This window comes from Lentzea sp. NPDC058450, assembly GCF_042721395.1.
In the GTDB taxonomy this organism is placed as follows: Bacteria; Actinomycetota; Actinomycetes; order Mycobacteriales; family Pseudonocardiaceae; genus Lentzea.
Genome location: NZ_JBHXLO010000037.1, coordinates 1 through 21,946, shown reverse-complemented (window position 1 = coordinate 21,946; position 21,946 = coordinate 1). Strand labels below are relative to the sequence as shown.

Annotated in this window: 20 protein-coding genes; 15 read left to right on the top strand and 5 right to left on the bottom strand. The window is 71.1% G+C overall.

The window, feature by feature from the left end; genetic code table 11:
- Nucleotides 1-105 precede the first annotated feature (105 nt).
- A complete protein-coding gene (gene wecB, locus ACFWNN_RS38515) occupies nt 106-1,197 on the bottom strand; it encodes a non-hydrolyzing UDP-N-acetylglucosamine 2-epimerase (protein WP_382444904.1) in 1,092 nt (363 codons plus the stop codon).
- Nucleotides 1,198-1,321: 124 nt separating this feature from the next.
- On the opposite strand from wecB, the gene ACFWNN_RS38510 reads away from it, so the two are divergent.
- The 10 genes from ACFWNN_RS38510 to ACFWNN_RS38465 all read left to right on the top strand — a co-directional run bounded on the left by ACFWNN_RS38510 (nt 1,322) and on the right by ACFWNN_RS38465 (nt 11,398).
- Nucleotides 1,322-2,146 (top strand): hypothetical protein, encoded by an 825-nt coding sequence (locus ACFWNN_RS38510; RefSeq protein WP_382444903.1) that lies wholly within the window; start codon nt 1,322-1,324, stop codon nt 2,144-2,146.
- On the top strand, nt 2,143-3,075 hold the full coding sequence (locus ACFWNN_RS38505) for a polysaccharide deacetylase family protein (protein ID WP_382444902.1): 933 nt from the start codon (nt 2,143-2,145) through the stop codon (nt 3,073-3,075). The genes ACFWNN_RS38510 and ACFWNN_RS38505 overlap by 4 nt, the downstream gene beginning before the upstream one ends.
- A complete protein-coding gene (locus tag ACFWNN_RS38500; protein WP_382444901.1) occupies nt 3,069-4,235 on the top strand; it encodes an O-antigen ligase family protein in 1,167 nt (388 codons plus the stop codon). The genes ACFWNN_RS38505 and ACFWNN_RS38500 overlap by 7 nt, the downstream gene beginning before the upstream one ends.
- Nucleotides 4,217-5,251, top strand: a complete 1,035-nt coding sequence (locus tag ACFWNN_RS38495; protein WP_382444900.1) for a glycosyltransferase — start codon at nt 4,217-4,219, stop codon at nt 5,249-5,251. The genes ACFWNN_RS38500 and ACFWNN_RS38495 overlap by 19 nt, the downstream gene beginning before the upstream one ends.
- Complete coding sequence (locus tag ACFWNN_RS38490) at nt 5,248-6,093, top strand: hypothetical protein (RefSeq protein WP_382444899.1); 846 nt, start codon at nt 5,248-5,250, stop codon at nt 6,091-6,093. Before ACFWNN_RS38495 ends, ACFWNN_RS38490 begins: the two co-directional genes overlap by 4 nt.
- 347 nt (nt 6,094-6,440) lie before the next feature.
- Entirely contained in the window at nt 6,441-6,605 is a 165-nt protein-coding gene (locus ACFWNN_RS38485; RefSeq protein WP_382444898.1) for a hypothetical protein, read from the top strand.
- A complete protein-coding gene (locus tag ACFWNN_RS38480) occupies nt 6,602-7,852 on the top strand; it encodes a glycosyltransferase family 87 protein (RefSeq protein ID WP_382444897.1) in 1,251 nt (416 codons plus the stop codon). Before ACFWNN_RS38485 ends, ACFWNN_RS38480 begins: the two co-directional genes overlap by 4 nt.
- Nucleotides 7,849-9,249 carry an oligosaccharide flippase family protein gene (locus tag ACFWNN_RS38475; protein WP_382444896.1) on the top strand — a complete coding sequence of 467 codons (1,401 nt, stop codon included), beginning with the start codon at nt 7,849-7,851 and terminating at the stop codon, nt 9,247-9,249. The genes ACFWNN_RS38480 and ACFWNN_RS38475 overlap by 4 nt, the downstream gene beginning before the upstream one ends.
- The gene (locus ACFWNN_RS38470; RefSeq protein WP_382444895.1) at nt 9,246-10,307 is read left to right on the top strand and encodes a glycosyltransferase; all 1,062 of its coding nucleotides are present in this window, start codon (nt 9,246-9,248) and stop codon (nt 10,305-10,307) included. Before ACFWNN_RS38475 ends, ACFWNN_RS38470 begins: the two co-directional genes overlap by 4 nt.
- Nucleotides 10,304-11,398, top strand: a complete 1,095-nt coding sequence (locus ACFWNN_RS38465; RefSeq protein ID WP_382444894.1) for a glycosyltransferase family 4 protein — start codon at nt 10,304-10,306, stop codon at nt 11,396-11,398. The genes ACFWNN_RS38470 and ACFWNN_RS38465 overlap by 4 nt, the downstream gene beginning before the upstream one ends.
- Here the strand turns inward: ACFWNN_RS38465 and ACFWNN_RS38460 are convergent.
- Both ACFWNN_RS38460 and ACFWNN_RS38455 read right to left on the bottom strand, forming a co-directional pair.
- Entirely contained in the window at nt 11,379-12,506 is a 1,128-nt protein-coding gene (locus ACFWNN_RS38460; RefSeq protein ID WP_382444893.1) for a putative glycoside hydrolase family 15 protein, read from the bottom strand. The two genes, ACFWNN_RS38465 and ACFWNN_RS38460, sit on opposite strands and share 20 nt — an antisense overlap.
- 89 nt (nt 12,507-12,595) lie before the next feature.
- Complete coding sequence (locus tag ACFWNN_RS38455; RefSeq protein WP_382444892.1) at nt 12,596-14,038, bottom strand: sugar transferase; 1,443 nt, start codon at nt 14,036-14,038, stop codon at nt 12,596-12,598.
- 238 nt (nt 14,039-14,276) lie between these two features.
- Here ACFWNN_RS38455 and ACFWNN_RS38450 point away from each other — a divergent pair, with 238 nt between their 5' ends.
- The 5 genes from ACFWNN_RS38450 to ACFWNN_RS38430 all read left to right on the top strand — a co-directional run bounded on the left by ACFWNN_RS38450 (nt 14,277) and on the right by ACFWNN_RS38430 (nt 20,226).
- Nucleotides 14,277-15,101, top strand: coding sequence for a glycosyltransferase (locus ACFWNN_RS38450; RefSeq protein ID WP_382444891.1), 825 nt, complete (start codon nt 14,277-14,279; stop codon nt 15,099-15,101).
- Nucleotides 15,101-16,435, top strand: coding sequence for an NAD(P)/FAD-dependent oxidoreductase (locus ACFWNN_RS38445; RefSeq protein WP_382444890.1), 1,335 nt, complete (start codon nt 15,101-15,103; stop codon nt 16,433-16,435). Before ACFWNN_RS38450 ends, ACFWNN_RS38445 begins: the two co-directional genes overlap by 1 nt.
- On the top strand, nt 16,411-17,367 hold the full coding sequence (locus tag ACFWNN_RS38440) for a lysyl oxidase family protein (RefSeq protein ID WP_382444889.1): 957 nt from the start codon (nt 16,411-16,413) through the stop codon (nt 17,365-17,367). The genes ACFWNN_RS38445 and ACFWNN_RS38440 overlap by 25 nt, the downstream gene beginning before the upstream one ends.
- Nucleotides 17,368-17,742: 375 nt before the next feature.
- On the top strand, nt 17,743-18,837 hold the full coding sequence (locus ACFWNN_RS38435) for a tryptophan dimethylallyltransferase family protein (protein WP_382444888.1): 1,095 nt from the start codon (nt 17,743-17,745) through the stop codon (nt 18,835-18,837).
- Nucleotides 18,838-18,864: 27 nt separating this feature from the next.
- Nucleotides 18,865-20,226: a tryptophanase gene (locus ACFWNN_RS38430; RefSeq protein ID WP_382444887.1), complete on the top strand. Its 1,362-nt coding sequence runs from the start codon at nt 18,865-18,867 to the stop codon at nt 20,224-20,226.
- A gap of 67 nt (nt 20,227-20,293) precedes the next feature.
- Here ACFWNN_RS38430 and ACFWNN_RS38425 read toward each other — a convergent pair whose 3' ends face one another.
- Together ACFWNN_RS38425 and ACFWNN_RS38420 are read right to left on the bottom strand one after the other, a co-directional pair.
- The gene (locus ACFWNN_RS38425; protein WP_382444886.1) at nt 20,294-21,085 is read right to left on the bottom strand and encodes an SDR family NAD(P)-dependent oxidoreductase; all 792 of its coding nucleotides are present in this window, start codon (nt 21,083-21,085) and stop codon (nt 20,294-20,296) included.
- A gap of 86 nt (nt 21,086-21,171) precedes the next feature.
- Nucleotides 21,172-21,744 (bottom strand): TetR/AcrR family transcriptional regulator, encoded by a 573-nt coding sequence (locus tag ACFWNN_RS38420; RefSeq protein ID WP_382444885.1) that lies wholly within the window; start codon nt 21,742-21,744, stop codon nt 21,172-21,174.
- Nucleotides 21,745-21,946 lie beyond the last annotated feature (202 nt).

Here is a 21,946-nt window from a genome sequence, read left to right as displayed (position 1 = left end):
TCACGCTGTCCCCCCCCCCCCCCGCGGGGGGGGCCCGGCGGGGGGGGGGCCCCCCCCCCCCCCCCCCATAGGGTTGGGCGCCCGCGGCCAACCCGCCCCACACCACTAGCCGAGCATGCGGCGGACGGCGGCAGCGATCAGCTCCGAGGGCGATCCCGTGCCGTACGGGGACGGGATCTCGCGCAACGCCGCGCGGTGCCCCTCCACGTCGTCCAGCCACGCCAGGACCGAGGCGCCGACCAGCGGGCCGGGCGGGACGAGGGTGCCGAACGTGCCCTCGATCTCCGGGCGTTCGGTGCTCCGCCGCACGACCACGACCGGCCGCTTCAGGACGCTGACCTCCTCCTGGATGCCGCCCGAGTCGGACACGATCACGGCAGAGGCGTGCGCGAGGGCCAGGAACGCGCGGTACGGCTGGGGGTCGATCACCTGGAGGCCGTGCAGCAGCCCCTCCAGGCCGAACGCCGTGACGCGCTGCGCGGTGCGGGGGTGCAGCGGCAGCACTACCGGCAGCGGCAGCCCGCCGAGCTCGCGCAGGACGATCTCCAGGTTGGCGGCGTCGTCCACGTTCTCCGGGCGGTGGATCGTGGCGAGCACGTACCCGTCGTGCTTCAGGCCCAGGTCGCCCAGGACGGCGTCCTGCTCGTCCTGCTCCGGGAGCGCGTGGGCGAGCGCCTCGACGACGGTGTTGCCGGTGACCGCGATGCGGCTGTCGGCGACGCCTTCGGAGAGGAGGTTGGCGCGGTTCAACGACGTCGGCGCGCAGCAGAGGTCGGAGAGGTGGTCGATGAGGACGCGGTTGTGCTCCTCGGGCATCGCGCGGTCGTAGCTGCGCAGGCCCGCCTCCACGTGCACGAGCGGCACGTCGCAGGCGTTGGCCGCCAGCGCTCCCGCGAGCGCGGACGTCGTGTCGCCCTGCACGATGACGGCCGCCGGGCGTTCGGCGGCGAGCACCTCGTCCACGGCGGAGACCGCGCGGCCGAGCTGGTCGCCCCGGCGCAGGCCGCCGAGCCGCAGTTCGTGGAAGCCGCCCGGTTCCGGCACATCGCGGCGGATGAGCGAGTACATCGAGCGGTCGTAGTGCTGGCCGGTGTAGATCATGGTGCACGCGCTGCCGAAGTGTTCGACGAGCGGCGCGAGTTTGATCAGTTCCGGTCTTGTGCCGCAGACGATCGTCACGGTGTTCGTTTCCCGCACGGCGGCAAAGTACTTCATCGATCTTGGCCAAACCGGGCAAATCCCGCCCACGTTCACTCGAAAGAGTTGCCTGGGATATCGCTCGAAAGTGTTGCGCCCCAAGCGTGTCGTACTGTCCGGCCCCATGTCCGGTCATCTGGCCCTCGCCGTGTCCACCGTCCTGTACGGCCTGGGGATAGTCGCGCAGACCGTCGCCGCGCGCAGGGCCGACGAACGTCCCGGCGCCGGGGTGGGCCTGCTCGCCCGCCTCGCCACGGATCGCCTGTACCTGCTGGGTTTCACCGGTCAGGTCGGCGGTTTCCTGTTCGCGTTCCTGGCCCGCGCGGACCTGCCGCTGTACCTGGTGCAGGCGGGGTCGTCGAGCGCGGTCGGCCTGGCGACGGTGATCGGCGTGCTGCTGCTCGGCTGGCGGATCCGGCGGGTCGAGATCGCGGTGCTGGTGGTGATGGCGTGCGGCCTGCTGTTGCTGACGGGGGCGGCGGCGCCGTCGACCGCCCGTGAGCTGCCGCTGGTGCCCGCGCTCGTGGTGCTGGGGCTGCTGACCGCGGCGGTGCTGCCGTTGGCGCGGACGTTCAAGGCGCTGACGCCGGTGCTCGCCGGTGTCGCGTTCGCCGTGGTGGCGGTGGCCGCGCGCACCGTCGCCGGCAAGCCGTTGTTCGACCTGCTGCTGCACCCGTTGACGTGGGTGATGGTGGCCGGGGCGTTCGTCGGGCAGGCGTGCCTGGCGACGGCGTTGCAGCGTGGTTCGGCCACCTCCGCGGTGGCGTCGATGGACGCGACGACGGTGGTGATCGGCTCCGTCGCCGGACTTGCCCTGATGGGCGACCAGATCACGCCCGGCCGCGAGTGGTGGGTCGTGCTCGGCGTGCTGCTGGTGGTGTCGGGCGTGCTGGTGCTGGGGAAGTCGTCCGCCCAGGCTCCTTCGCTGGTCTCGGTCGGTGAGCGGTGAAGCCGGTCGCGAGCGTCTCGCTCGATCTCGACAACCTGTGGGCGTACCTGCGCACGCACGGCGATCCCGCCTGGGAGAGCCGCCCGAGTTTTCTCACCTCCGCCGTACCCCGCCTGCTGGACGTGCTCGGCGAACAGCGGTTGACCACAACGGTTTTCGTGGTCGGCGCGGATGCCGAACGGGACGACGGCGCTGCCGCCGTGTCGTCGCTGGTCGCCGCCGGGCACGAGATCGCGAACCACTCGTTCTGGCACCAGCCGTGGCTGCACCGCTTCTCCGACGAGGAGGTCGAGAAGGAGGTCATGCGCGCCGAGGAGGCGATCATGGCGGCCGGCGCTCCTCAGCCCGTGGGGTTCCGCGGTCCCGGCTACAGCGTCACGCCCGCGCTGCTGGACGTGTTGCGGCGACGGGGATATCAGTACGACGCGAGCGTGCTGCCGACGTGGATCGGGCCGCTGGCGCGGGCGTACCACAACCGGACGGCCGGCTCGACGGACGGCGGTGAGGACCTGTTCGGCGGGTTCGGCAAGGTCCGCTCCCCCAACACGGCGTTCCGGTGGCGGGGCGGCGTGGTCGAGCTGCCGGTGACGACGATGCCCTTGCTGCGCGTGCCGATCCACGGCGCGTACCTGCTCCAGCTGCACCAGGTCTCGCCCCGGCTCGCTCGCGCGTACTTCTCCTCGGCCATGCGCTTGTGCTTGCTGCGCAAGGTCTCCCCGTCGTTGCTGCTGCATCCGACCGACGTGCTGTCCGCCGCCGAGGCGCCCGGGATGGAGTTCTTCCCCGGCATGGCGGTGCCCGGCGCGGAGAAGGTCGCGCTGCTCGGGTGGGTGTTGTCGGTGCTGCGCAAGCACTTCGACGTCGTCGGGACCGGCGCGCACGTCGCCCGGCTCGCCCGTCTGCGCGAACGGGATCCGGTCGCATGCTGACCCTCCTGCTGCGCGTCCTCGCCTGCGGGACCGTGGCGCTGGCCCCGCTGGAGGGGTACCTGCTGCAGGTGCACGGGCAGTCGGCGAAGGTCGTGCCCGCACTGCTGATCGGCGTGTGGCTGGTGTCGCTGGCGCGCGAACGCCGCCTGCCCTCCCCGCACCCGCTGCACCTGCTGATCGCGTTGCTGGCGGTGGTGCTGCTGGCGACGTCCGCCGTGCACGTCGCCGAGCCGTTCACGCTCGAGTACCTCGTGCGGTGGGTGCCGTTCCTGGTGATCACGGTGGTGCTGGCCGACGTGGCCTCGCGGGCGGTGCCGGTCCGGTTGCTGCTGGCGGGCGCGGTGGCGGGGGCCGTCGTGGCCGCCGCGGGCGGGTTGTACAGCGTGGTGAGCGGCTCGTTGCGCGCCACCGGGCCGCTGGAGGACCCGAACGACCTGGCGTTCTTCCTGGTGGCCGCGTTGCCGTTGCTGGTGGCGCTGCCCGCGCGGGGCCGGTCCCGGGTCGTGCTGCTGGTGCTGGGCGCCGTGCTGGTGGCGGGCGCTGCGGCGACGTTCTCGCGCGGCGGCGGGATCGCGCTGGGGTGCGCGCTGGTGTGGCTGATCGCGCGGCGCGGGCTGCCGGTGCGCGCGGTGGTGGTGACGGCGGCCGTCACGGGGGTGGCGGCGCTGGTGTTCGCGTCCACCGCGCAGGCCGAGCTGTCCCGGGCGTTCCAGGAGAAGAGCCACATCGCGGGGACCAACGCCGACACCAGGATGCTGCGGTGGCAGGCGGCCTCGCGGATGCTCGCCGACAACCCGGTGCTCGGGGTGGGGCCGGGCGGGTTCCGGCAGGAGTACGCGGCGGCCGGGCACAACGCGGAGATCGACGAGCAGACGCCGGTGGCGCACAACCTGTTCCTGGAAGTGGCGGCAGAGCTGGGGATCCCGGGCTTCCTGCTGCTGGTCGGTCTGATCGCGGTGGGGTTCGTGGCGTCGGAACGGGCCTGGCGGCGAGGGCTTCGGCGCGAGGCCGTGGCGGTGCAGGCCGCTCTCCTCGCCGTGCTGGTCGCCTCGATCTTCCTGTCCGAGCAGTACTACCTGCCGTTGTGGTCGCTCGTCGCGATCGCGGTGGCCCTCGAACAGCGTTCCCTCAAGGAGAGCCGATGCGCGTCCTCCACGTGATCAGCGAGATGGGCGCGGGCGGCGCCGAGGCGCTCGTGGCCGGCATGGCCTCGGCCGGCGGTGACGTCGGCTGGGAGTCGGCGGTCGCCTGCGGCGGCGGGTTCCGGGTCGAGGCGCTGCGGGCCGCCGGGCTTCCCGTGTTCGACGTACCGGTGGCCCGGCGGTCGCCGGTCGGGGTGCTGAAGGCGGCTCGGGCCGTGCGGGTGGCGGTGCGGCGGTTCCGGCCCGATGTTCTGGTGGCGCACAACGTTTCCGCTTCGCTGGTCGCCCGGTTGGCCTCGCCCCGGCGGAAGGTCGTCACGGTCTTCCACGGGGTGGCCGAGGCCGAGGTCGGGTCGGCCGCGAAGGTGCTCGACCGGGTGTCGTCGGTGGTGGTGACGGTGGCGGACGCCGCCGCGCGGAAGCTCACCGACGCCGGGTTGAGGAGCGTGACCGTCATCCCCAACGCCGTGTTCCCCACCGTGCCGTCCGCCGACCGGGCGACGGTGCGGGCACGGCTCGGCACCGGCGTGAACGTCCCGGTGGCGTTGTGCCCCGCGCGGCTGGAGCCGCAGAAGAGGCACGACGTGTTGCTGGAGGCCTGGGCCCAGATTCCCGGCGAGGCCGAGCTGTGGCTGGCCGGGGACGGGAGCCTGCGGGCCTCGCTGGAGGCCGCCGCTCCCGCCCGCGTGCGGTTCCTGGGGACGCGCACCGACGTGCGCGACCTGCTGGAGGCGGCCGACGTCACCGTGCTCACCAGCGACTGGGAGGGCATGCCGATCGCACTGCTCGAGTCGCTGGCGGCGAACCGACCCGTGGTCGCGTCCGATGTGGACGGAGTGCGGGAGGTGCTGGCCGGGGGCGGCGGGGTGCTGGTGCCCCGCCGGAGCCCGGCGCAGACCGCGAAAGCCCTGCGCGGCTTGCTCTTCTCGCCCGCCGCTCGTTCGGTGGCCGCGTCGCACGACGGGTCGGCCGACGCGCACACCTTGATGAAGTCCTACGACGAACTTCTCCGTACCGTCCTGGAGGGACGATGAAGGCTCCCAGAGCTCTGGTGGAAGGCCTGGTCGCCGCCGTGCTGGTCGGCGCGGCCGTGCTGGCGGCCGTGGCGATGCGCGACGGCGTCACGGAAGGGCGGCTGACGCTGCTCGCCACCCCGACGCCGGACAGCGCCCAGTTCGGCGAGGTGACGTCGCTGGCCGCACCCGCCGTGGTGCAGCTGGTGCGCAGCCCTTCGGTGCTGGACGCGGCGGCCAAGGCAGCCGAGACCACACCTTCACAGCTGGCCGACGCCATCGCCGTCGAACTGGTGCCCGCCTCGGGCGTCGCCCGCATCTCGGTGCGCGCCGACTCCGCCGACCACGCCGGCAAGGCCGTCACGGCGGTGGCGCAGGCCGTGATCGACGCGGACCTGCTGGCCCCGGCGGCGAAGTTCCGCCTGCTCGACCCCAGGCCCGAGACGAGCCAGGTGTCACCGGACCTGCGCCTCGCGACCGGCCTCGCGCTGGTGGCGGCGGCCATCGCCGGTGTGGCGGTCTTCGCGTTGCGGCGCCTGCGTTCGAACCCGGTGCGCGCCTCGCTCGCCACCGCCGGCATCACGCACCCCGTGGTGGTGGCGAACGACGACGACCCCGCGCTTGTCGGACGGCTGACGGCGTTGTGCGTGGCGGCCGCACGTCCGGTGAAGGTGCTCGCGGCGAGTCCGGAACTGCGAGAACGCGCGGAGAAGCTCGCGTTGTCGTTGCCGGACAAGGCTTCCGAGCCGGCGGAGGGGACGGCCGTCATCGCGGTGACCTCCCGCGAGAGGCGCGACGACCTGGCCCCGGCACTCGCGGTGCTGCCGGCCTCGGCGGTGCTGGTCGCGGTGGTGCTGGCATGACGCCCACGACCAAGGCCGGGCAGGTGGGCATCCCGGAGCAGGCTCGGCCGGCAGCCGGCACGCCGGACCAAGCCCGACCGCCAGCCAGCGCACCCGTCAACGCTCGGCCGGCAGCCGGTACGTCTGCCGAGGCCCGAGCAGCCAGCACGTCCGCCAAGATCCGGCCGGCAGCTGGAACCCCCAGCGAAGCCCGAGCGGCAACCGGTGCACCCACCCTCGCTCGGCCCACAGCTGGCACGCCCGGCGAGACTCACCGAGCAGCCAGCACGTCCGCCGAGGCCCGGCCCGCAGCCGACAAGCCCGCCAAGACCCCACCCGCGGACGCCGAGCCCGATCACCTCAGCCCCGTGACCGGCGTGATCAGCATGGCCGACTACTCCCCCCTCGCGGCCACCCCCGTCCGCTGGCCCGTCGCCGCCACCGCGCTCGCCGCCCTCACCGCCCTGGCCGCGCTCGCGGCCGTCGTCGCCCTCGCGGCCACGTCGATCGTCGTGGCGGTGGTGCCGGAGTGATCACCACGACCAACCGGGCCGGCCTCGCCAGGACCATCGGCGTCGCCCTCGTCGCCGTGGCCGGGGTGCTCAGCGCGGTCCGGGCGCTCAAGCCCTCGTGGGAGGTGCCGCTGCCCACCGAGGCGAACCTGCCCGAAGAACGCATGCAGGACTTCCGGGACGCGCTGTACTTCCCCGTCCGGGAGTTCCTGAACGGCGGCAACCCGTACGACCCCGCCGTGATGTTCGACCACTGGCCGGTGCGGCAGAACTTCAACCTCTACCAGCCGTACCACCTGGTGCTGCACCTGCCGTTCGCGCTGCCCGAGTACCGGGTCGGGGCGGTGGCGTTCGCACTGGCGTGCCTCGTCCTCCTCGTCGGGCTCGCGGTCATGGCCGCGGGCCGGGCGAAGCTGCCGATGGTCGCGGGCACGGTGGTGATCGGCACGCTGCTGGTGACGAGCCAGGTCGGCAAGGCGCAGATGTACGTCGGGCAGGTCAACCCGCTGATCGCGGTGGGTGCGGCCGGGGCGTTGCTGTTGCGCACCAAGAGTCCGGCGTGGGCCTCGGCGGCCCTGGCGCTGGCGTGGCTGAAGCCGCAGTTCGGGCTTCCGCTGGCACTGCTGCTGTTCGTCCGGGGCGACCGGAAGGTCGCGTTGCTGGGCACCGGGATCGCGGCGCTCGCCAGCGTGCCCGTGGCGGCGTTGCTCGTCGTGCGGGGCGGCGGGATCGGGGCGTTCCTCGACGTCGTCGACCGCAACCTCGCGTGGGCCAGTCACACCGGGTATGGCGCGGTCGACTCCATGACGGCACAACGGATCGACCTGCCGGCCGTCTTCTTCCGCACGACCGGGTGGCTGCCGCCGGCCGCCGAGCTAGTCGCCCTTCTGGCAGTCCTCACCACCACCGCACTCCTCGCTCGCAGGCTCGACCGCACCGAGAACGGGGAACCCGTCGCGGACCTGCTCATCTGCCTCGGCATCGTCGTGGCGCTGGTGCACCAGCCGGGCGACGTGCTGATCGCGGTGCCGGCGATGACCGCGCTGGCGGTCCTCGCCTGGAAACGGCGCAACGACGCTCACTGGCGGTGGGCCGGGATCGCGACGGTGTTGCTCGCCGTTCCGTTCGCTCACCTCTACTTCGTGAACACCGCCATCAAGGGCACGCTCGGGGCACGCGCCGACGTGACGCTGGACGGGCTCGCGGTGGTGGCGGCCTGGGTCGTGCTCGTGGTGTTCGCGACGCGGCACGTGCGGCGCGCGGCATGACGGACGTGGCGGTGCGGGGGTCGCTGTGGCTCTTCGCGGTCAACCTGGTGAGCAAGAGCAGCCAGATCGTGGTGACCCTCGCGCTCGCCCTGTTCCTCACCGAGAAGGACCTCGGCGCGGTGGCACTGGTGGTGTCGGTCGTCAACATCGGCCAGGTGATCCAGGCGATGGGCGTCTACGACATCGTCAGCCGCACCGCCCGTGACCCTCTCCGCACAGCGGGGACGGTCCTCACGATGAGCGTCGCGGCCGGCACCGTCCTGGCCGCTACCATCGCGATCACCGCCGACCCCATCGCAAGAGCACTGGGTGCACCGGACGCCGCCGGGATGCTGCGGCTCGCCGCGCTCACCCTGCCGTTCACGGCGGCGGGCGGCGTGCAGATGGCGTTGATGCACCGCGACCTCGACTTCCGCCGCCGCATGCTCCCCGACGCCGGCGGCATGCTCATCGGCGCGGCAGTGACCGTGACCCTGGCCGCGCAGGGCAACGGCCCCACGGCGCTGGTGATCGGCCTGCTCTGCACCGCGGTCGCCCAGCCCGTTCTCGCCGCCGTCGCGGGCGCCCGCATCCGCCCCACCTGGGATGAGGAAGCGGCCAAGGAAGCGGCGAAGTGGCTGGCGGTGGTCGGGCCGGGCGCGCTCATCGCCGTCATGCTGATCAACGTCGACTACCTCGCACTCGGCCACGTCCTCGGCCCGGAGGCGGTCGGCGGCTACTCGCTCGCGTTCCGCATCGCCTGGGTCCCCTACATCATGATCGCGGTCGTGCTGGGCGGCGTGCTGTTCCCGATCTGCGCCGAGCTGGTCCGGAATGGACAGAGCGACCAGCTCCCGGACACCCTGCGCCGCTTCACCATCGCGACCCTGGTCGTCACCGGCGGGCTCTACGTCACGGTCGCCCTGTCCGCGCACGGGATCGTGATCCTCGGCGACCAGTGGCGGGACGCGGCCGGGCTCCTGGTCCTGCTGTGCGGCTACGGCCTCGGCCTAGGCCTTCTGCACGTCAGCTACCAGGTGATCAGGGCCGCCGGGCACGCCCGTCAGTACCTCGCCCTCGAAGCCACCCACCTCGTCGCCCTGCTGACCGCGCTGGCCTTCACCACCGAACGCGGCCCCGCGGCCGTCGCGATCACCCAGCTCGCCGTGGTGTGGCTTCTGGTACCGCTCACCTGGCTGGTCCTGAAGCGCAACGGCCTCGCGTTCCCCCTCCCGCTCAGGGCACTCACCACCGTCGCCGGAGCCGCAATCGCTTGCGCGGCCGTCGACGCCGTCCTCCCGGACAGCACCACCCTCCCCGGTCTGATCGCCACGGCCCTGCTGCTGCTCGGCACCTACTGCGCGATCACCCTCCCCCTGAACCGCACCGTCCTCATCGGACTGAAGGAGCGCGCGTGAAGATCGTCCACGTGACGCAGCCGGTCGAGGCCGGAGTCGCCGCCGTCGTCCTCGACCTCGCCACCGCCCAGCGACACCGCGGCTGGGACGTCAGCATCGCCTGCCCGCCCACCGGCTGGCTGCCGGCCCAGGCGAGGAAAGCCGGCATCCCGCTGCACCCCTGGCACGCGACCCGCACCCCGGGTCCGAACACCGCACGAGAACTCCGTCAACTCCGCAAGATCCTCAAGGGCCACGACGTCGTCCACCTGCACAGCTCGAAGGCGGGCCTCGCCAGGCTGGTCCTGCGCGGCCGCACGCCGACGATCTTCCAGCCCCACCTGTGGTCGTTCCGCGTCGCCACCGGCCTGCTCAGCAGGGCCAGCAGGGTCTGGGAGGCCAGGGCGTCGGGCTGGACCACCGTGCTGGTCTGCGTCAGCGACGACGAGCTCGCGGCAGGCCGCGAAGCGGGAATCACCGCCCCGGCCGAGGTCATCTGCAACGGCGTCGACACGACCCGGCTCCAGCCCCGGCCCAAACCGCACGACACCCCGACGGCGGTGTGCGTCGGCAGGCTCGCCCACCAGAAGGGCCAGGACCTCCTGCTCGCAGCCTGGCCCTGGGTGCTCACCGAAGTCCCCGACGCCGAGCTCGTCCTCGTCGGCGACGGCCCGATGGCGGCGCAGCTCAAGGCGACGAGACCCCGCAACACCCACTGGCACGGCCACAGCAGCGACGTCGCGACCCACTACGCCAACGCCGACGTCGTGGTCCTGCCGTCGCGCGCCGAAGGCATGGCCCTGGTGCCGCTGGAGGCCATGGCGTGCGGACGGTCCGTCGTCGCGTTCGACGTCGAAGGCGTCCGCCAGAGCCTCGGCGACGCGGGCGAGGTCGTGCCGGAACAAGACACCCGAGCGCTCGCGCAAGCGATTGCGCAGCGGCTGAAAGACCCGGAACTCGCCGCCACCGAAGGAAAACGCGGCCGGATCCGCGCCGAGACCCTGTTCGACAAAGACCACATGACCAGCCGGATCGTGACGCTCACCGAGAAGCTGGTCGCCGAGAGAGGACCACGATGACACGGATCGCCTACCTGCTGACACAGGACAGCGGGGGCCCGGTGGACGTGACGGTGCGCCTGGCCGCCGCACTCGCCAAGTCGGGTGACGCCGAGGTGCGCGTGTTCGGCCCGCGACCGAGGCGCGGCGCCGAGCTGATCGACCCGTTCTTCGAAGAGACCCTGGTGCTGCGCAAGGGCGACATGGCCGCGGCACGGCAGGCGCGCGCCGCGATCAAGGCGTGGCGGCCGGACGTCGTACACGCCCAGGACCGCCGATCGGGCCTCGTCAGCGCGGCGCTGTCCACCAGCACGAAGATCGTGCACACCTACCACGGCGTGCCGGACGACGTGGCGGAGCCGTGGTTCCGCAACGTCCGCGGCGCCACCCCTCCCCCGCCCTACACCAGGGCCGTGCTGGCCGCCGACGCCGCCGTCGCCCGCGTCGTGCACCGGACCGTCGTACCCGCCAGGGAGATGGGCCGGTTCCTGCGCGAACGCCTCTACGTACCGCCGCACCGCATGACCCACATCGACAACTGCGTCGAGGTCGGCGCCGCGAACCCGCCCGCGAAGCCCGTCCGCAAGCTGGTCTTCGTCGGCCTCCTGGTGGAGCGCAAGGGGTTGCTCGACCTGCTGGACGCCCTCGAGACCACGATGCCCGAGGACGCCACGCTCACGGTCGTCGGCGACGGTCCACAAAGGATGCAGGCGGAGGGCCGGGTCACCCGGCGCGGTCTCGCGGGCAGGGTCGAGTTCCTCGGCTTCCGCAGCGACGTCCCCGAACTGCTGCTGGACCACGACGCGCTCGTCCTGCCGTCCACGATGGAACAGCAGCCGCTGGTCGTGGCCGAGGCGATGGCGGCCGGCAAGCCCGTGCTCGCCACGGACACCGGTGGCGTCGCGGACATGCTGGGCATCCCCGGCGAGGACTGCCCCAGGCCGGGTGACGTCGGAGCGCTGGCCGCGAAGCTCCGCACGCTCTTCGCCGACCCCGACCCCGCGACCACCGGGCAGCGCCTCGCCACCAGGGCGCGGGAGCGGTTCACGCCGGAGGTCTGCGCGCGCCGCCACCTCGACCTCTACCGCAAGCTCACCGCTTCGGGCCGTTGACCAGCACCACGGCGTCGGCCGCCGGCAGGTCCAGCTGCGCGGGCACCTGCTCGCCGCGCAACGTCACGAGGCCCGCCGGAGGCGTCAGCAGCACCGAGGTCTTCGTCGGGTTCACGGCCACCCACCCGTTGGTGTAGCGCCGGTTCCACACCCCGCTCGGCAGGCGGTTGGCCGTCTCGACCGCCTCGCCGAGCCGCGCGTCCTGGTAGATCGACCAGTAGGGGTTCTTGTAGTCGGGCTGCGCGCGCGTCCAGCACGTGTGGGGGCTCGCGAGGAGCGCGGCCGAGGCGTACCCGACGCGTTCCTCCTTGTCCGACTTGGTGTGCGTGATGAGCAGCAGCCAGGACTCACCCAGCGCGGCCTGCGCGCGTTGCTCCTTGAACTGGTTGCCCTGGAACGTGATCAGCTCGCCGGTGCCGTCGTCGCCCTGCAGGCCGAAGTTCTCCTCCATCGCGCCCGCGTACCGGGAGTGCGCCGACCAGCGACCGGGCGTCAGCTGCGACTCCGACACGTTGGGGACCAGCATCTTCCCGGACCTCTCCAGGGCGTCCCCGGTGAGCTGGAGCATGCCGTCGAGGCCGTCGCGCAGCAGCCGGTCCGTGCCCGCGGGGTCGGCGGTCCCCGCGATCACCCCGGGCGAGTAGTACCGCAGCGAGCTGAAGTCGTTGTCCGCCAGCACGCCGTCCCAGCCCTCGCGCAGCACCTCGCCGACGACGGCCTCCGACCAGGCCTTCTGGTAGGCCGGGTCCCACACCGTCATCTGCCAGTGCTTCGGGTAGCCGTCCCACTCGATGCGCTGCCCCAGCTGGTTGATCGCGAACCACGACGGCTGGGTCTGCTCGGCCGCGTAGTACCCGACGCCGGTCGGCAGGTACTTCGCGTCCCGGTCCCCCTCGACCGCGCCGTAGTAGTTGCGGGTGCTGGAGAAGTCCTTGTAGACCAGGACCTTGACCTTGGGGTTCAGCTCGTGGAGCTTGCGCATGGCCGCCGTCTCCCACGCGTTGAGCACCACGACGTCGTAGTGCTTCGCGGCGGCGCGGATCTCCCACGAGTTGGGCGAGTCACCGATCGCGTACCACCAGGCGCAGGGCGCCAGCGCCCTCGGCACCGGACCCGTGATGATCGGGTCCGACTCGGCGGCGCTGACCGCACATGCACTCGAAAGAAGTACAAGAGCGACAGCGGCGAATCGACGAATCAGCGATTTCTCCGGCAACACAACTCACCCGCCGTCATGAGTAGAATCCGCAGGTCCAACCACAACGACCAATTCGCGATGTAGTAGTTGTCGTAACGAGACCTGTCTGCGATGGAAGTGTCGCCTCGCAGACCGTGCACCTGGGCAAGTCCAGTCAAGCCGGTCGGGACGCGATGGCGCGCCCAATATAGCTCGTGAATAGCGGAAAACTCGCGAACGAAACCGGGACGCTCCGGGCGTGGCCCGACGACGCACATGTCGCCCCGCAGGACGTTCCACAGCTGGGGCAGCTCGTCCAGCGACGTGCGGCGCAGGAACCGGCCGACCGGGCCGACCCGCGTGTCCCCGACGACGGACCACGTGACCTGCGAGTCGTCCTCCCCGGTCTGCCGGACGCTGCGGATCTTGTAGAGCGTGAACGTGCGGTCGTCCATGCCGACGCGGACCTGCCGGAAGAACAACGGGCGGCCGCTCTCGATCAGCACCGCGAGCGTGCACAACCCGATCACGGGAGCCAGCACGACCAGCGCGACGGCGGCCAGCAGCAGGTCGGCGGCGCGCTTGATCCACCAGGTGGGCCTGCTGGTCGGGGCGGTGCCGAGGCGCATCAGCGGGTAGCTGCGCAGCCGTTCGATGCCGGGGCCGTCCGGGTGGAGCTCGTACATCCGCGGCACGACCAGCGTCGAGCAGCCGAGCCGGTGCGCGGTGATCGCGGCCTCGACCAGCGGCGAGTCCTTGGTGTGCGAGAACGCCAGCACGACGGTGCCCGCCTTGAGCCGCACGATCGCGTCGGCGAGGTCGCCGTCGACCACCTCCAGCAGCGGCGGGCGACGGTCCGGATCAGGGCCGGAGTCGGCGAACGCGACCGGCCGCAACCCGAACTGGGGGTGCTCCAGCATGGTCTTCGCGAGGTTCACGCCGACCTCGCCGGCGCCGACGATGATCGTCCGGTCGCAGCGGTCGAAGCGGCGGCGGCACCACCGGCCGAACGCGAACACGCACCACCGCACCGGCTCGATGACCAGCGCGAACTCGATCATCGCCCACTGCACCTCGGCGAGCCGCGTCGCGTCGGAACCGCTGATCAGGCCCAGTCCGGACAGCAGCGCGAACGCCAGCGCCGTGCTCGCCGCGGACCGGGGCAGGTCCTGCAGCCAGGACAGCCACAGCCTGCGCCGGTAGAGCCGCCAGGCTCCCCTGATCGTGAGCACCGCGGCCACGACCGCGCCGCTCCAGGCCCAGCCGAGGTCGTGCCGCACGCACAGCACGCCGAGCGCCAGGCCGTCCGCGAGGGCGAGCAGGACCGCCACCGCGTTCACCCGGCTGAGCAGGTCCCGGCCCACCGAGGACGGCTTGAGGGGCCGCTGCGCGGGGCGCCGGAGATCAGCCTCGTGCTCGACGAGCGGGTCTGCTGGAACGGCAACCGCCGAGAATCGCCTCATTGAAGATCATCCGATCGAAGGAGTTTTGGTCGCAAGTGCGCACGAAAGAGTGAATGAACGGTGAGGAATCATCTCTTCGGGTATCAAATTTCCCTCTTCAGTGGCACATGTGTTCGCGGTCGGTGAGGTTTCGACGGTGTTCCTGCCCTGAACTCACCCAGGGCCCGCCTCAAAGCTTTAGCACGCCGTGTCAATAATTCACGCCACCAACCACTAGCCACCGAAGAGGGGGCATTGAGTGAGAGTCGACGAACACGGGATCCGGCATTCGGCCGGGGACCAGGTCGCGATCGTGCAGAAGCCGATCCGCACGTGCGGCGACGTCCACGTCGTCCTCCCGGCCTACAACGAGGCGGCCGCGCTGCCGTCGCTGCTCCAGCGCATCGCCGGCTCCGACCTCTCCGACCGGATCACGGTGTGGGTGGTCGACGACGGCTCGTCCGACGGCACCGGCGACTGCGTCGGGCAGGCCCGCGGCGTCGACGCGCGGCTGGTGAGCCACCCGGTCAACCTCGGCCTGGGCCAGGCCGTCCAGTCCGGTCTGCGGGCGGTGCTCGCCGAGGCCGAGCCGGACGACGTGCTGATCGTCATGGACGCCGACGACACGCACGACCCCGGTGTCTTCCCCGCGATGCTGGCCGAGATCAAGGCCGGCGCGGACGTGGTGATCTGCTCGCGGTTCGTCTCCGGCGGCGACGACTCGACGGCGCCGCAGTGGCGCAGGCTGCTCTCCCGCGGCGCCCGCGTCGTGTTCGGCAAGGTCCTGCACTTCGACGGCGTGCGCGACTTCACCAGCGGGTTCCGCGCGTACCGGGTGAGCCTGCTCAGCCGCGCCACCGCGCACTACGGCGAGCGGCTGGTCGAGGAACGCGGGTTCGCCTGCATGGTCGAGCTCCTGCTGAAGCTGCGGCACTGCGGCCCGATCGTCAGCGAGATCCCGCTGCACCTGCGCTACGACCGCAAGCCCGGCGCCAGCAAGCTCCGGCTCGGCCGCACGCTCAAGCAGTACCTGCTCCTGCTCACGCGTGACCGTCTCGCGCCCGTTCCGTTCCGGAAGCTCTGATGCCCCAACGCGTTGTCGTCATCGGCGGGGGCATCTGCGGCCTCGCCACCGCGCACCGCCTCGCCCGCGAGGGCCTGGCCGTGACGCTGCTCGAAGCCAGCGACCAGCTCGGCGGGCTCGGCACGTTCTTCGAGTCGCGGGGCCGGTCGGTGGAACGCTTCTACCACTGCGTGATGCCGACGGACGCGGCGTTGCTCGCGTTGCTGGACGAGGTGGGCCTGCGCGAGAGCGTCGGCTGGAAACCCACCTCGATGGGCATGATCGTCGGCGGCGAGCACCGCTCGTTCAACTCCGCGCTCGACCTGCTGCGGTTCCGGCCGCTGAGCTTCGTGAACCGGATCCGGTTCGGCGTGGTCTCGTTGCTGCTGCGGCGGTTGGGCCAGGGCAAGGACCTCGACCGGCTGCGCACCGAGGACTGGCTGCGCGGTCTGTACGGCGACAAGATCTGGGACCTGCTGCTGGCCCCGATGTTCGGCGCCAAGTTCGGCTCCGCGTTCGGGGACGTGCCCGCGCTGTACGTGTGGCAGCGCCTGGGCCGCGAGAGCAACGAGTCGGTGCGCGGGTACCCCGCCGGGGGCTACCAGAGCGTCATCGACGCGCTGAGGGCGTCCATCGAGGCGCACGGCGGCGAGGTTCGCGTCAACGCCCCCGTCGGCCGGCTCGAGGCCGACGAGCACCGGGTGGTCGTGACGCTCGCGGACGGCGAGACGATCGAGGCGGACCACGCGGTGTCGACCGTGCCGCTGCCGGCGTTGCGGGCGATCGCGGACGTCGGCCTGGCGCCGGCGCTGCCCGAGGTCCAGCTGCCGTACCAGGGTGTCGTCAACACGCTCTTCTTCCTGCGCAAGCCGTTGTCCGGGCACTACTGGGCGCCGGTGATCCGGTCCGGCACCGACTTCGACGGCGTGATCGAGATGACGCCGCTGACGGGGTCGGAACGCTACGGCGACCGGCACCTCGTGTACGTCATGCACTACACGGGCCGTGACTCGGCGCTGTACCGCGAGGACTCGGACAGCATCGCCCGCCGGTGGACCGAGCAGCTGCTGAGCGTCCACAAGGGACTGACGGCCGCCGACGTCGACGAGGTGCGGGTGTTCAAGGCGCCGTTCGTCGAGCCGGTCTACCCGTTGGGGTACCTGGAGAAGCGGCCCGCCGTCGAGGTCGCCGGCACGCGCCTGCTGCTCGCCACCACGGCCCACGTCTACCCCAACGTCACGAGCTGGAACTCGAGCGTCGAGCTGTCCAACTCCGTGACGGACACGCTCCTGCGCATCGCCAGGAGCACCCCGATCCAGGAGAACACCGCATGGTCAGCAGAATCGGCGCGGTGATCGCAGCACTGACGATCACCGCGGTCAACCTCGTCTCCTCGCAGCACGTGCAGGCCGATCCGGCGCCGCTGCTGCCCGACCTCCGCCAGGCGCCGATCGGCTGCCCCGGCGGGTGGGACGGCTCCCCGCTGGCGTGCCGCGCCTGGGACGTCTGCCTCGTCGAGGACGCCTCGTCACCCCGGGGCCAGTGCATGTACCGCGGCGGCACCGCGCAGGCGGTGCGGCTCCGGTTCACCACCTCGATCGACAACGTCGGCGACGGCCCGTTGCTCCTGCACGCGCACCGCGACAGCACCGCGACGCCGACGATGCGCGTCCGCCAGGCCGTTCAGTCCGGCGTGGACCGTTCCCTCGCCGGGTCGTTCACCGAGGCCCGGCGCGAGACGAGGTCCAGCGCCTACTACGAGCCGGCGCCCACGCACACGCACTGGCACCTGCTCAACTTCGAGTACTTCCAGCTGCGCACCCCCGACGGCGGCGTGGTCGTGACCGACCGCAAGAACGGGTTCTGCATCGGCGACCGCTACGGGGTGTCGGACGACCTCGCACACCGGCCGGTCGATCCGGACACTCCCGAGGGGAGGCTCGCGCAGCGGCTGGACGGGCACATGTGCGGGCACCACGACACGTCCGCTCTGGACGTCATGTTCGGGATCTCGGTCGGATCTGGTGACGACTACAAGCACGACGTCGACTTCCAGTGGCTCGACCTCAGCCGGGTGGAGTCCGGGATCTACGACGTCGTGAACGTCGTGAACTCCGACCGCGCTTTGCTGGAGAAGAACTACGACAACAACTCGTCGTCGATCGCGATCTCCGTGCAGTGGCCGGACGGCGCGGTGTCCCCTCCGGACACCATCACCGCGGCGCCCTCCGTGCGGATGATCCGGAGTTGTCCCGGTAAAGCGAAGTGCGCGAAGACGCACAACTGAGAAGTTTCGAAACACGCCCGAATGGGGGTGTCCGCGGTTGCGGACGCCCCCGTTTTCTTTTGTACCGGGACAAACGGGCGTGTTGCGGTCGCATTACCACGCGGCAGGCGTTTAGCACAAACCTTACTTTGCGATGCCCGTGCTTTGCACGCATAGCACACCCTTGCAGGCAGACGCAATTGCGCGAGACGCCACTCGCAAACGCTCAAGTCAATAGACCGAGTGGTGCAATCTTCATCACAGCGCAGAGTGTCGCACACAACCCCCTTGGCTCTTGACCAGGGCATGTGGTGGGTTGAGAGAATTCAGTTCGCAATTCCACCCCGTCAGGGATTGCGAACAGACTGATTCCCGGCCGATCAGGAGTGCCCCATCTTGAGCGCGCCAGCCGTTTCGCTGCACGATTTCGCCATTGGACAACTACGCGACCTCCTGCGCGCCGTCGGTTTAGCCGACTCGACCAATACGGCGGCAAAACTGCTGGGTGAGGCATTAGGCCCCGGTTCTCGGCTGCCTCTCTCTTCGGTTCCCCATTGGCCCTCATTGGTGGCGGACGACCACACGCCGGTCGAATTCTCGGTGGCTTTGGCCCGAAACGAACGGCCCACGGTGCGGATGATCGTGGAGTCGATCGCCAAGAAGCCGGGCAGGCGGGCGAACGTCGGCGCGGCGCTCAAGGTGCTCGACAAGCTCACGCGCAAGCACGGGCTGCGCCGGGACAGGCTCGACGCCGTCCGCGACCTGTTCCTGCCGGACGACCCGCAGGGCGCGTTCGCGTTCTGGTACGCGCTGATCGTCGGGCCGGCCGGGCCGCCGTCGGTCAAGGTCTACCTCAACCCCGACGTGCAGGGACGGGACAACGCGGCCGGCCTGGTCGCGGAAGCGCTCTCGCGGCTGGGCCTGCGCTCGGCGTTGCCCGCGATCACCGAGCACGGGCTGCGGCGCGCCGGCCTGGACCGGTTCTCGTTCTTCGCGCTCGACCTCATGGACGAGGACCGGGCGCGCGTGAAGACCTACGTGTCGCACGACGACGCGGTGGTCGCGGACGTGGTGGGCGCGGCGGCGGCCGTCCCCGACGTCGATCCCGGCCTCCTGGCGGACGTCTGCGCGCTCGCCTGCGGCGGCACCGGCCCGTTCACCGGCCGGCCGCTGATGTCGAGCTACACGTTCCTCTCCGGCGACACGGACCGGCCGAGCGGCTACTCCCTCTACATCCCGGTGCGGGACTACGTCCAGGACGACCTGGAGGCCTGCGAACGGGTGCTCGCGATCATGGCCCGCTGCGGTCTCGACACCACGCCGTTCGTGATGGCGCTGGCGAGCATCGTGCGGCGCCCGCTGGGCGACGGCGCCGGGCTCATCGCCCACGTCTCGCTGCGCCTGGGCAAACCCAAGCCCGGGGTCTCCGTCTACCTGTCCTCGGAGGCGTACGACGTCACGCCACCCCGCAGTCGAGCACTGCTCGTTTAGCCGCACCACCTCAGAAAGGCCGCCGCCGTGGAGCCATACCGAATCAAGGTCGTCGAACCCATTCCGATCACCACTCGCGAATACCGGGAACGACGCTACGCCGAGGCCGGGTACAACCAGTTCAACCTCACGGCGGAAGACGTCACGATCGACCTGCTGAGCGATTCCGGCACCGGTGCCCTGTCCGCGGAGCAGATGGCGGCCGGCATGCGCGGCGACGAGACCTACGCGGGTTCCCGGTCCTGGTTCCGGTTCCGCGAGGTGGCCGAGGACCTGACCGCATACCAGCACATCTTCCCGGTGCACCAGGGCCGTGCGGCTGAACGGATCCTCTTCGGCGCGTTGCTGAAACCGGGACAGATCTCGGTCAGCAACACGCACTTCGACATGACCCGCGCCAACGTCGAGCTGTCCGGCGGCATCGCGCGCGACCTGCCGTGCCCCGAGGCCGCCGACCTCGACAGCGACGCGCCGTTCAAGGGCAACATCGACCTCGACGCCCTGGCCGCGTTGCTCGACGGCCCCGAGGACGTCGGCGTGGTCGTCATGACGATCACCAACAACGGCGGCGGCGGCCAGCCGGTCTCCATGGCGAACCTCGAAGCCGTGAGTGCGTTGTGCCGCAAGCACAACGTCCCGTTCTTCCTGGACGCGGCCCGCTTCGCCGAGAACGCCTGGCTCGTCACGCAACGGGAAGAGCGCTTCCACGGCTTCTCCCCGCGCGAGGTGGCGAAGCTCGCGTTCCGCCTGGCCGACGGCTGCGTGCTCAGCCTCAAGAAGGACGGCATCGTCCACATCGGAGGGTTGCTCGCCCTCCAGGACACCGAACTGGCCAAGCAGTGCGAACTCCTGCTCATCGCCACCGAGGGCTTCCTCACCTACGGCGGGCTCTCCGGCCGCGACCTCGACATGTGCGCGCAGGGGCTCATGGAGGTCACCGACCCGTTGTACCTGCGCGAGCGGGCCGAGGCCACCAAGTACCTCGCCGACTGCGCGCGTGAGGCCGGAGTGGACAGTGTCACGCCCACGGGCGTGCACGGCGTCTACCTCAACGCGGCGCGGCTGCTCCCCCACATCCCGCCGAGCCGCTTCACCGGTCACGCGCTGGCGTCCGAGCTGTACCTCGCGGGCGGAATCCGTTGTGCCGAAGTGGGTTCGCTCTACCTCGGCGAGATCGACGCGGCCGGCGACCTGGTCACGCCCGCGCCGTTCGAACTGGTGCGCCTCGCGATCCCGCGCCGCGTGTACACCCGCAGCCACCTGGAGTACGTGGCCGAGACGCTGGCGGGCATCGCGAAGGACCCGGAGAAGGTGCCGGGCTACCGGCTCACCGAGATCCCGGCGATCCTGCGCCCGTTCCGCTGCCGCCTGGAGCAGGTCAAGCCCTGACGGGTCGCGGAAAGGAGGTCCTGCACGGGTGCCGAACCCGTGCAGGACCTCCTTTCCGCTCAGGCGGCTACTGGTTCCGGCCCGCCATGACGCCGCCGTCGACGTCCCAGATCGCGCCGGTGACCCAGCCCGCCTGGTCGGAGAGCAGGAAGGTGGCGGCGGCCGAGACGTCCTCGACGGTGCCGATCCGGCCGACCGGGTGGAAGCTGTTGAAGCCCGCCAGCACCGCGTCGACTTCAGCCGGGGGGATGAAGCCCTCGTAGATGGGCGTCGCCACCACGGCCGGGGAGATGGCGTTGACCCGGATCTTGTGAGCGGCCAGCTCCAGGGCGAGGTGCTGGGTCAGGGCGTGCAGTCCTGCCTTCGCCATCGAGTACGCCGACGACGGGGTCGCGGCGACGGCCTGCTTCGCCCACATGCTGCCGATGGTGACGATGGCGCCGCCGGAACCGCTGTCCACCATGCCCCGCGCCACGGTCTGGGTGATCAGGAAGGTCGCCTTGGTCAGGTCCGCGTAGGCGTCGTAGTCAGCGGCCGTGTGGTCGAGGAACGGCAGGGGCTTGAACACCCCGGCCGCGTTGACCAGCAACGTCGCGTCGGCGTGCCGGCCGGCCAGTTCCTCGCGCACCCTGGTCACCTCGGCGGGGTCGCGCAGGTCGGCGGTGATGCCCCACGCCTGCCCGCGGCCGGCCAGGTCGGCCACGGTCTTCTCGACCCGCTCGGCACGGGAGCCGAGGACGACCGCGCTGCCGCCGCCGCTGACGACGTCCGCGGCGATCTGACGGCCCATGCCGCTGCTGCCGCCGACCACGACGAGCTTGCGGCCGGTGAAGTCCTGTCCCACGATGGTTCTCCTCATCGATCTACCTACTAGTTGGAAGGTTGCTTGGTCGTGCGAAGGCACGCCGCGTCGTTCACCGAGCGGCTGCTTCAGGTGGTGCGATTTCAGATCAGGGCGTCGACCAGCGTCGCCGCCACCGACCGGACCACGTCCCGGTCCTGGCCGCCGGCGTCACCCGGCTGACCGTGGGCGCGGGCCAGCAGCAGCGCGCCCTCCAGGGAGGCCAGATAGGCCTCCGCCGCCGCGCCGGTCCGGGTGGCGGGCATGCCCGCCTCGGCCAGCACACCGGCCACCCACTGCCGTTGGTCGGCGAAGAACGCGTCCGTCGCCTGCCTCACCGGAACGGGCAGGCTCTCCGCGTCCACGGCGAAGACACCGCAGAGGCAGATGCGGCCGCCTTGGGCGAAGGTCTCGGCGTACAGCCCGGCATACCCCACCAGGCGTTCCCGTGCGCCCGCCGCGTCGTCGTCGACTTCCTTGCGCGCCACGGCGAACCGTTCCCGGTAGCGCACGATCAGCGCCTCGGCCAGTGCGGCCTTGGTCGGGAAGTGGTGGTGGATGCTCGGCTTCGTGATGGACAGCTCGGCACTGATGTCGGCGTAGGAGAAGCCGTTGTACCCCCGGACCTGCACGAGCGCCTGCGCGCTGTCCAGGATCCGATCCACTGTCGTCGCCACGGGGAGATTTCTACCTTCTAGTTGGTAGGCAGTCAAGGGCCGCAGTCGCATTGCGCCCTCTCAAGTTCGGAAACAGGGACGCATGCTGACGCAGGCGTCCCCTCGAAGTGAACTGCTCCCCGGAAGTTGGACTGGGTTCCAGTTCCTTCGTCCGGGGAGTGTTGTGTATTCGGGTAGTTCGTTGTCGGTTGGGCAGCGTGAG